Raw genomic sequence first — 250 nt, forward strand, 5'->3', positions numbered from 1 at the left:
CCTGCTCGACCACCGGCAATGGATCGGCGGCGCGACGATGAGCCTCGCCGATCTCGCGGCGGCGGCGCAGATTTCGATCGCCGATTATCTGGGCGGGATCGATTTCAAGACGCATGACCTGGCCAAGCGCTGGTATGTCGGGATGAAGAGCCGGCCAAGTTTCCGCCCGCTGCTCGCCGAGCGGATGGAGGGCGTGCCGCCGCCGGCGGATTATGAAAAGCTGGACGTGTAGGAGGAGGGCGGTTCCTGT

At 65.2% G+C, this 250-nt stretch carries 1 pseudogene; it reads left to right on the forward strand.

The window, feature by feature from the left end:
• Positions 1 to 232, forward strand: a pseudogene (locus tag CVH10_RS22840) (glutathione S-transferase family protein); the annotation flags it as partial.
• Between the last annotated feature and the right edge of the window lie 18 nt (positions 233 to 250).

Origin of the sequence: Halomonas sp. ND22Bw (assembly GCF_003011945.1) — a bacterium.
In the GTDB taxonomy this organism is placed as follows: Bacteria; Pseudomonadota; Gammaproteobacteria; order Pseudomonadales; family Halomonadaceae; genus Halomonas; species Halomonas halophila.